We start from the raw sequence: 10,312 nt of genomic DNA on the forward strand, positions 1-10,312 counted from the left end.
TGTGGGTAAGTAGCTTAGCGCTAAGCTACTTACCACCAAGCTGCCTCGTTCGGAGGGGATCGCCGTGCCGTCCCGCGCCGCCGTCATCGCCGTCACCGCGCTCGCCCCGGTCTCCTGGGGCACGACCTACGCGGTCACCACCGAGTTCCTGCCGCCCGACCGGCCCCTGTTCACCGGTCTGATGCGGGCCCTGCCGGCCGGGCTGGCCCTGCTCGCCCTCACCCGGACGCTGCCGTCCGGCGCCTGGTGGTGGCGGTCGGCGGTCCTGGGCGCGCTGAACATCGGGGCGTTCTTCCCGCTGCTGTTCCTCGCCGCGTACCGGCTGCCGGGCGGCGTCGCCGCCGTCGTCGGCTCGGTGGGGCCGCTGTTCGTCGTCGGACTGGCGGCGCTGCTGCTGGGGGAGCGGCCGACCGCGCGGGCCCTGCTGGCCGCGATCGGGGCGGCGTTCGGGGTGAGCCTCGTGGTGCTGACGGCGGGTGCCGCGTTCGACCCCGTCGGGGTGGCGGCCGGGCTCGCCTCGTCGGCGGCGATGTCCGCCGGGACGGTCCTCACCAAGCGGTGGGGACGGCCCCGGGGGGCCGGTCCGCTCGCCATGACCGGGTGGCAGCTCACCGCCGGCGGGCTGGTCATCGCGCCGGTCGCGTTCCTGGTCGAGGGGGCGCCGCCGGCGCTGGACGGCGGGGCGGTGCTCGGGTACGCGTACCTGGCGCTGGCGAACACGGCGGTCGCGTACTGGCTGTGGTTCCGCGGCATCGAGCGGCTGACCGCCACGTCCGTGACGCTGCTCGGGCCGCTGTCGCCGATCACGGCGGCGGTGGTGGGCTGGGTGGCGCTCGGCCAGGCGCTGGGGCCCGTGCAACTGGCCGGGACGGCGGTCGCGTTCACCGCGACGGTGCTGGGGCAGACCGCTTCCCGGGCGCGTGGGCCCCGCGCGGCGGCGGACCTCCCGCCCGCCGGGGCGGTGCGGCAGGCGGCCGGCCGCCCGTAGCGCCCGCGGGAGCCGGCGGGGCGGGGAAGGAAGCGGGGCCGGACGGGACCGGGCAGGGCGGGAAGGGAACGGGATGGGACGCCCGGGGCGCCCCACCCCGCCTCCCGTCACCTGTCGGCGGCCTGCGCCTTCAGGGCCCGCTCGACACCGGCGCGGGACTCCGAGACCAGGCGGCGCAGCGCCGCGTTCGGCTCCGCGCCCGCCAGCCACGCGTCCGTCACCTCCAGGGTCGCCGGGGAGACCTGGAAGGACGGGTACAGGCCGACCGCGATCTGCTGGGCCATCTCGTGCGACCGGGACTCCCACACGCCCTTGACCGCCGCGAAGTACTTCTCCGTGTACGGCGCCAGCAGCTCCCGCTGGTCCGCCTGCACGAAACCGAGGATCACGGCCTCCTGCACGGCGTTCGGCAGCGTGTCGGACTCCACGACCGACGCCCACGCCTCGGCCTTCGCCTCCGCCGTCGGACGCGCCGCCATCGCCGTGGCGGCGTGCCGCTCACCGGCGGCCGTCTTGTCCCGCTCGTGCTCGGCGGCGATCTCGTCCGCCCCGAACCGGCCCGTCGCCGCGAGCCGCTCGACGAACGCCCAGCGCAGCTCCGTGTCGACGACCAGGCCCTCGATCGTCTCGGAGCCGTCCAGCAGCGCCGCCAGCAGGTCCAGCTGCTCGTCCGTGCGGGCCGTCGCCGCGAAGGCCCGCGCCCACGCCAACTGGTGGTCGCTGCCCGGCCGTGCCGACCGCAGGTGCTCCAGGGCGGCCTTTGTCCAGCGGGCCAGACCCGTGTCGCGCCAGTCCGGCGCCGCGTACAGGTCGAGCGCCAGCTTCACCTGCCGGTGCAGGGTCTGCACCACGCCGATGTCGGTCTCCTTGCCGATGCCCGACAGCACCAGGTCCAGGTACGCGCGCGTGGCCAGCTCGCCGTCGCGGGTCATGTCCCACGCCGACGCCCAGCACAGCGCCCGCGGCATCGACTCGGTGAAGTCGCCCAGGTGCGCCACGACGTTGCGCAGCGACTCCTCGTCGAGCCGGACCTTGGCGTACGACAGGTCGTCGTCGTTCAGCAGGACGACCGCCGGGCGCCGCTTGCCGACCAGCGCGTCGACGGCGGTCAGCTCGCCGTCCACGTCCAGTTCGAGGCGCTCGGTGCGCACCAGCCCGCCCGCGTCGTCCAGGTCGTAGAAGCCGATCGCGATGCGGTGCGGTCGCAGCACCGGCTCGCCCCGCGCGCCCGCGGGCAGCGGCTGGGCCTCCTGCCGCACCGCGAACGAGGTGATGGCCCCGGAGGCGTCCGTGCCGACGACGGGCCGCAGGACGTTGATGCCGGCGGTCTCCAGCCACTTCTTCGACCAGTTCCTCAGGTCGCGCCCGGAGGTCTCCTCCAGCGCGCCCAGCAGGTCGGACAGGCGCGTGTTGCCGTACGCGTGGCGCTTGAAGTACGCCTGCACGCCCTGGAAGAAGGCGCCCGTGCCGACGTACGCGACGAGCTGCTTCAGCACCGACGCGCCCTTGGCGTACGTGATGCCGTCGAAGTTGACGAGGACGTCGTCCAGGTCGCGGATCTCGGCCATGATCGGGTGCGTCGACGGGAGCTGGTCCTGCCGGTACGCCCAGGTCTTCATCTGGTTCGCGAACGTCGTCCACGCGTGCGGCCACTTCGAGCCGGGGGCGTCCGCCTGGCAGGCGACCGACGTGTACGTGGCGAACGACTCGTTCAGCCACAGGTCGTTCCACCACTCCATGGTGACGAGGTCGCCGAACCACATGTGGGCGAGCTCGTGCAGGATCGTCTCGGCCCGCCCCTCGTACGCCGCGTCCGTCACCTTCGACCGGAAGACGTACTGGTCGCGGATGGTCACCGCGCCCGCGTTCTCCATCGCGCCCGCGTTGAACTCCGGCACGAAGAGCTGGTCGTACTTGGCGAACGGGTACGCGTAGTCGAACTTCTCCTGGAACCAGTCGAAGCCCTGCCGCGTCACCTCGAAGATCGCGTCCGCGTCCAGGAACTCCGCCAGCGACGGACGGCAGTACACGCCCAGCGGCACGACCTGCCCGCCCGGGCCCTCGTACGTGGAGTGCACCGCGTGGTACGGGCCGACGATCAGCGCCGTCACGTACGTGGAGATCCGCGGCGTCGGCTCGAAGGCCCAGGTGCCGTCCTTCGGCTCCGGCGTCGGCGAGTTCGAGACGACCGTCCACCCCTCCGGCGCCGTCACGGTGAACTGGAACGTCGCCTTCAGGTCCGGCTGCTCGAAGCTGGCGAACACCCGCCGCGCGTCCGGCACCTCGAACTGCGTGTACAGGTACGCCTGGCCGTCGACCGGGTCGACGAACCGGTGGAGGCCCTCGCCGGTGTTCGTGTACGCGCAGTCCGCGACGACCCGCAGCTCGTTGGCGCCCTCCCGCAGGTGCTTCAGCGCGATCCGGGAGTCCCGGAAGACCGAGGCGACGTCGAGGTGCCTGCCGTTCAGCACCACCTCGTGCACCGCCGGGGCCACCAGGTCGATGAACGACTCCGCGCCCTCCTCGGCGCACTCGAACCGCACGGAGGTCGTGGACCGGTAGGTCCCGCCCTCCTGCGCGCCGCGGAGATCCAGGTCGATCTCGTACGCGTCCACGGTCAGCAGCGCCGCGCGCCGCCGCGCCTCTTCACGGGTCAGGTTTGTGCCAGGCACCCGGTCATCTCCTCCATGTACGACTTGTGGGGGCCATCCTTCCACGGGAGGCGCCGAACACGGAGCGCAAAAAAGGGGTGGCCCCGCCGTCCGGCGGAGCCACCCCGAGCGGCGCCGTGCCGCTCACGCGCGGGCGCGGGTCAGCCGCGCAGCTCCTCGGCGACCAGCTCCGCGATCTGCACCGCGTTCAGCGCGGCGCCCTTGCGCAGGTTGTCGTTGGAGACGAACAGCGCCAGGCCGTGCTCGACGGTCTCGTCGACGCGGACGCGGCCCACGTACGAGGCGTCCTTGCCGGCGGCCTGGAGCGGCGTCGGGATCTCGGACAGCTCGACGCCCTCGGCGTCCCTCAGCAGCTCGTACGCGCGCTCGACGCTGATCGGGCGCTCGAAGCGGGCGTTCACCTGGAGGGAGTGGCCGGAGAAGACCGGGACGCGCACGCACGTGCCGGACACCTTCAGCTCCGGGATCTCCAGGATCTTGCGGGACTCGTGGCGGAGCTTCTGCTCCTCGTCCGTCTCGAAGGAGCCGTCGTCGACGATCGAGCCGGCCAGCGGCAGCACGTTGAACGCGATGGGCCGCTTGTACACGCCCGGCTCGGGGTACTCGACGGCCCCGCCGTCGTGGGTGAGCTCGGTGGCGCGCTCGGCGACGGCCTTGACCTGGCCGTCCAGCTCGGCGACACCGGCCAGGCCGGAGCCCGACACGGCCTGGTACGTGGTGGCGACCAGCGCGACCAGGCCGGCCTCCTGGTGGAGCGGCTTGAGGACCGGCATGGCGGCCATGGTGGTGCAGTTCGGGTTGGCGATGATCCCCTTCGGGCGGTCCTTGATCGCGTGGGGGTTCACCTCGGAGACGACCAGGGGGACCTCGGGGTCCCGGCGCCACGCGGAGGAGTTGTCGATCACGACGGCGCCCTGGCCCGCGACCTTCTCGGCGAGCGCCCGGGACGTGGTGCCGCCGGCGGAGAACAGCACGATGTCCAGGCCGGTGTAGTCGGCCGTGGCGGCGTCCTCCACGGTGATCTCACGGCCCTGCCACTCCAGGGTGGAGCCCGCCGAGCGCGCGGAGGCGAACAGCCGGAGCTCCTCGACCGGGAAGTTCCGCTCGGCAAGGATCCTGCGCATGACCGTGCCGACCTGACCGGTGGCTCCGACGATTCCTACCTTCACGGGGACTCCTCCGTACGTGTGTGCTGGGCGCTGGTCCATGATGCGTCCGCCCCGGGCCGCCCCGCCAATCCATTGTTCCCATTGTCCAGGGGGTGAGAAGGGCCGCGGCCCGCACGCGGCGGACCGCGGGGGACGGGCGCGGGGGGAGGGCGAGCGCGGGGACGGGAAGGGGCGGACGTCCCGCCGGACGCCCGCCCCCGCACTCCGTATCCCTCCAGATTACGGAGTGACCTTGCCGATCACGACGCTGCCGGTGCCCGCGGCGGTGCCGCGCGCGTTCAGCAGCCGCACCTCGCCGAAGAACTGGCGGCCCTCGGGGGCGGCGCCGTTCACCAGCACCTCCGCGCCGAACCGCGCCGAGGCGCCGTTCGCCAGGGAGATCGTCTTCGACTCGTCGACCTTGACCTCGCCGAGCGCGGACGAGAAGTACACGTCCTTGTAGTCGTAGGCGGTCTCCCCGGACGGGATCGAGTAGCCGTCGACGACGATCGTGTACGTGCCCGGCGCGGGCTTCACCAGGGACACCGACTCCTCGGAGTCGCCGTCCGCGGACGAGCCGACCTGCACGCCGTCGCGCAGGACCGACAGGTCCAGGTCGGCGGCCTTGTCGGAGACGTTGCCGATGGCGACGTCGAACCGCTCGACGCCCTCACCGATCTGCACGGTGGTGCGCTGCACCGCGTGGTGGGCGATCGTCGGGCGCGTCACCTTGGCGGAGCCGAGCGAGCCGCCCTTCAGCTTGCCGTCGAGCGCGGCGAAGCCGTTGGTGACGGTCCACTCGACCGGCGCGGCCTTGCCCGGGGTGACCTCCGGCAGGGTCTGGACGGCCGGGTCGAAGGTGGCCCCCAGCACGGCGACGTCCAGCGTGTACGGGTTGTCGAGCAGCGGCGACGTGCGGCGCGACTCGACCTCGACCTCCCAGACGCCCGGCTGCGGGTTCGGGTAGGAGCGCAGGTCGGGGCGGCAGGTGTTGGCCGGGTTGGTGTAGTTCGCGTAGCAGTTCACCGTCGACGTGGGGTCGGACGGCACGCCGTACGGGTGGATCGCGACGAAGCGGGTCTGGCTGTCCTTCGCCAGGCCGCCCAGGGCGATCTCCAGGGACTGGGCGCCGGCCGGGACGTTCACGAAGTACGACCGGTGGCTGTTGCGCTGGACGGTGCCTCGCGCCGAGAGGCCGAAGGCCGGCTTGGCGAGCTGCTCGGCGGCGACGACCGTCGTCAGGACCTGCTTGTCGATGCCCTTGGTCCTCGGGTCGGTGATCTCCAGGATCGCGCTGTGCACACCGGCGCTGCGCGGCTTGGCGGCGACCTTGACCGTGACGGGCTCGTTCAGCGGCAGGAGCACCTCGTCGTCGCCGACGACGCGGAACGTGCGCTCGTGGTTGTTCTCGAACCACAGCTCGTGCCGGACCGGGCGGTCGGCGCCCGTGGTGCGGGTGACGGTGATCTCGTAGACCTTCTCCTGGCCGACCTTGGCGCCGCCCTCGCGGTCGTACAGGCCGGTGCCGAAGCCGGGCTCGGCGAGGAACTGGTCGATCGCGGTGTCGACCGGCGCCTTGACGGCGTACTCGTGGGCGTGGGCGCCGCGGAGCACCTCCTTCCAGGCGTCGACGACGTTGAGGAGGCCGGCGCCCTGCTCGTGCGCCTGCACGCCGGGGATGCGGTCGGCCTGGCTGACGACGGCCGTGCGGAGCTTCGCCGGGGTGAGGTCGATGCCCTCCTGCTTGGCCGCGGACAGCATCAGCGCCATGGCGCCGGTGGCCTGCGGGGCCGCCATCGAGGTGCCCTGCAGCATGGAGTAGCCGGCCGGGAGCGCGTAGCCCGCCTCGGCGACCGGACCGCCGGGCGACCAGGTCTGCGTCGTGTTGATGGCCGCGCCGGGCGCGCTGAGGGTCGGCGTGAAGCCGCCGTCCTCACGCGGGCCGCGGGAGGAGAACGGCATCATCGCGTACGGCTTGGAGACGACCGAGCCGTAGTTGGCGGCCCAGGTCTCCTTGGAGACGGCGGCGCCGACGCTGATGACCTTGTCCGCGAGGGACGGGTCGCCGATCGTGTTGACGCCGGGGCCGCTGTTGCCGGCCGAGATGACCAGCTGGACGCCGTAGGTGTCGATGAGGCGGGTGTAGAGCTGCGCGCGGGCGTTGTTGCCGTCGTTCAGCGCCGGCAGGCCGCCGATGGACATGTTGACGATGTCGACGCCGCGGTTGACGACGAGGTCGATCATGCCCTCGGTGAGCGCGATGTTGGTGCAGCCGCCGCTCCAGGTGCACGCGCGCGAGGAAACCAGCTTGGCGCCGGGCGCCGCGCCGTTCATCCTGCCGCCGAAGAGGCCGTGCGCGGCGGTGATGCCGGCGACGTGGGTGCCGTGGGAGCCCTCGATGACGCCGATGTTGACGTAGTCGGCCTTGGCGCCGGCGGCGTTGTGGACGACGTCCTTGCGGATCTCCACGACGAACGGGATGCGCTCCACGACGTCGGTGGCCGGGTTGTCGGTGCCGAAGTAACCGACCTGGAAGCCGTCCTTGTACGGCTTCATCGCCGCCTCGTCGGCGAAGTCGCCGTCGCCGTCGAGGTCGACGCGGACGGTGCCGGCGGCCTGGTCGTACAGGACGCCCCAGACGTCGGTCGTGTCGCCGTCGCGGTTGAGGTCGCCGTCCATGTCGCCGCCCTTGGTGGCGGCCTCCGCGAAGGTGCGGAACTTGTAGGCGCCCTCGGGGGCCTTCCAGGTGCGGCCCTCGGCGGTGAAGGACGGCCCGGCGACGGCGGTGTCCATGCGCCGCCACGTCTGGTCGCCGTCGCCGACCGGGTCGGTGGCGGTGACCCAGTCGACGATCTTGCGCTCGCCGGTGGTGGTCTTCTGCAGCGCCGGGTGGCCCAGGTCGATGCCCGAGTCGAGGACGCCGATGGTGACGCCGCGGCCGTCCGCGGTCGGGTTCTTCCGGACGAAGTCGACCGCGCCCGTCTCGTGGGACGGGTTGTACGGGTTGACGGCCGGGGTGCGGGGGCCCGGCGCCGGGTACGTCCCGGTCGCGCCGGCGGAGCCGCCCCGCGTGCGGTCGGCGGCCGGCGTCGGGTCGTCCAGCGCGATCTCGTGCTTGAGGTCGATGCCCTGGACGCTGGACAGCTTGGCGGCGGCGCCGATGGCGGCCTCGGCCCGGGCGGTCGGGAGGGTGGCGCGGACGTAACCGAGCCCGTCGTACGTCCGGCCGACCGTGCCGCCCTCGACCGCGTCGAGCTGGCGGGCGACCTGCTCGGTGGCGCCGGGGGCGGTGGCGACCATGAGCGTGATGTTCTTCTGTCCGCGGGCCTCGGCCTCGGCGAGCAGTTCGGCGTCGTCCGAACCGAGCTTCTCCGCAGCCGTCTTGGCGGGCTCGGGAGCGGTCGCCGGAGGTTCGGCGGGGGCGGCGAAGGCGGGAGCGGCACCGGTCGCGACGAGCGCGGCGACCAGGCCCGCGGCGGCCGCGATGCGGGCCGCGCGTCTCGCCCCGGGTATGGGGCTGAGGGGTTCGAGCGTCATTCGGCATCCCTGTCGATGAAAGGACGGTCCGGAAATCGGTACCGGATGACCGCTGAGCCTTTCGTACGCGACCGGGTTTTGTGGAGGTCTGCTGGAGGCGGAATGTCCTCGTGGCGGACATCCGCCACCGCGGGATGTCCGCCATGGGGAACAAAGGGGTCGATACGGTACTCCCGCCGGAGCGGGGGGAGTTGACGCCCCCTGTCGGTGCCCCGTCGTAACCTGCCCCCATGAGACGGAGGTTGAGGGTGGCGGCCTATGCCGTGTGCGTACGCGACGGACGGCTCCTCCTCGCCCGGGGCGCCACCCCGGGCGGCGGGGAGTGGAGCCTTCCCGGCGGCGGCATGGACCACGGCGAGGACCCGATCGACACGGTCGTCCGCGAGGTCGAGGAGGAGACCGGCTACCGCGCCGAGGTGACCGCCCTCCTCGGCGTCGACTCCCTGCGCGTACCGCGCCACCCGCGCCGCGGTGGCCGGGGCCGGATGGACTTCCACAGCCTGCGGCTCCTCTACGAGGGCCGCGTCACCGGTGGCGACCTCCGCCACGAGGTCGGCGGCAGCACCGACCTCGCCGCCTGGCACCCCCTCGACCACGTCCCGGCCCTGCCGCGCCTCCCCCTCGTCGACACCGCCCTGCGGCTGTGGCGCGACCGCCCCGCCACCGGCCGCGCCGCGCCGCGCGAGGACGGCTGAGACCGGCCCGGCGCCACCGGGAACCCGGCCCGGCGCCACCGGGCCCGCGGCGCCACCGGGCCGGCGGGGGCCGTCCGTCCCCGCCGCCGCGCCGTCACCTCGGCAGGACGACCACGTAGGCGGCCGGTTCGCGGTCGCCGGCCGCCATCAGGGCGGTGCGCACCACGATCGCCTGCTGGTCCCGCGCCTCGCGCAGCTTGCGCGGCGTGATGTGCACGACCGTGATGCCCAGCCGCTCCAGGTACTCCCGCTTGCGGGTGTACTCCGACCACACCTCGTCGTCGTCCTGGCACGGCGTCCGGGTGTCGAGCTCCACCACCACGGCCTGGTCGGGCCAGTAGGCGTCCACACCCCCCAGGTGCGGGCCGCCCGGCAGGTGCAGGTCCACGTTCCACAGCGGATCCGGCAGCCCGTGCTCCCGCACCATCGCGTACAGCCGGTCCTCGGCCATCGCCCGCCCCTCGGCGAGCAGCGAGTCCACGGCGTCCACCACGTGCGGCCGCGACAGCAGCCGCGCCCGGCTCAACTCCCGTACGACGGCCGTCGGTTCGCAGTGGCCGCCGCGTACCGCCTCCGCCAGCAGCCGGCGCACGGCCGGCGGGTCGGCCGGCTCCGCCACCGCGTCCGCCAGCGCCCGCGCCACGGGAGCCACGGGCAGCGACGCCGCCTCGCACGCCTCGGGGAACTCGTGCGTCACCCGCACGATCCGGACGAACCCGGTCGACCGCAGCCGCCGCGTGCGCGGCACGAGCACGTCGACCCGGTCCAGGGCGGACAGCGGGGGAGCGGAGTCGAACCCGTGCAGGGCGAGCGCCGCCGCCCCCGTGATCATCGCCTCGCCGAACCCTTCCGGGTTCGCCGCGGCGCCCCGCCGCCCCGTGTACAGCAGCGCGGCGCGCAGCAGCTCCTCACCGGTCGGCGGGCCGGGGTGCAGCAGGTACACGCCCGGCAGCAGTTGCTGCCAGGGGCCGCCGGCCCGGCACCGCGCGCCGACCTCGGCCGCGGACACACCGTGCGCCCGCAGCTGCGCGGCGGTCAGGACGCGCACGGACACGCCGGAGAGGCGGGACAGGGGGCGGGGGGAGAGCGGGGTGTTCTTCATGCTCCGGAAGTGCCCGCCGACCCCCACCTCCCTAACCCCTGTTACGCGTCCGTCGCCATTCGGGGACGCGTCCGTCCTCAAGTACGAGCGCCCGGCAGCCGATGATGAGAGTTTCGCCCGCCGCGGGAACGGCCCTCTGGGCAGCCCTGACGTGCCTCGGGGCGGCGGCC

The 10,312-nt window shown here is 73.4% G+C and carries 6 protein-coding genes; 2 read left to right on the forward strand and 4 right to left on the reverse strand.

Going from position 1 to position 10,312, the window contains the following annotated elements:
- Window positions 1-64 precede the first annotated feature (64 nt).
- A complete protein-coding gene (locus RND61_RS27910; RefSeq protein ID WP_315880900.1) occupies window positions 65-988 on the forward strand; it encodes an EamA family transporter in 924 nt (307 codons plus the stop codon).
- Between the two features lie 107 nt (window positions 989-1,095).
- Here RND61_RS27910 and pepN read toward each other — a convergent pair whose 3' ends face one another.
- The 3 genes from pepN to RND61_RS27925 form a co-directional block, all read right to left on the reverse strand.
- Window positions 1,096-3,660 carry an aminopeptidase N gene (gene pepN, locus RND61_RS27915; protein ID WP_315880901.1) on the reverse strand — a complete coding sequence of 855 codons (2,565 nt, stop codon included), beginning with the start codon at window positions 3,658-3,660 and terminating at the stop codon, window positions 1,096-1,098.
- Window positions 3,661-3,800: 140 nt separating this feature from the next.
- On the reverse strand, window positions 3,801-4,829 hold the full coding sequence (locus tag RND61_RS27920; RefSeq protein WP_315880902.1) for an aspartate-semialdehyde dehydrogenase: 1,029 nt from the start codon (window positions 4,827-4,829) through the stop codon (window positions 3,801-3,803).
- 219 nt (window positions 4,830-5,048) lie between these two features.
- On the reverse strand, window positions 5,049-8,345 hold the full coding sequence (locus RND61_RS27925) for a S8 family serine peptidase (RefSeq protein ID WP_315880903.1): 3,297 nt from the start codon (window positions 8,343-8,345) through the stop codon (window positions 5,049-5,051).
- A 230-nt stretch (window positions 8,346-8,575) separates the two neighbouring features.
- On the opposite strand from RND61_RS27925, the gene RND61_RS27930 reads away from it, so the two are divergent.
- A complete protein-coding gene (locus RND61_RS27930; RefSeq protein ID WP_315880904.1) occupies window positions 8,576-9,040 on the forward strand; it encodes an NUDIX hydrolase in 465 nt (154 codons plus the stop codon).
- A gap of 94 nt (window positions 9,041-9,134) precedes the next feature.
- Here RND61_RS27930 and RND61_RS27935 read toward each other — a convergent pair whose 3' ends face one another.
- Entirely contained in the window at window positions 9,135-10,142 is a 1,008-nt protein-coding gene (locus RND61_RS27935) for a hypothetical protein (RefSeq protein ID WP_315880905.1), read from the reverse strand.
- Window positions 10,143-10,312 lie beyond the last annotated feature (170 nt).

It is taken from the genome of Streptomyces tamarix (assembly GCF_032423885.1).
GTDB classification, from domain to species: Bacteria; Actinomycetota; Actinomycetes; order Streptomycetales; family Streptomycetaceae; genus Streptomyces; species Streptomyces tamarix.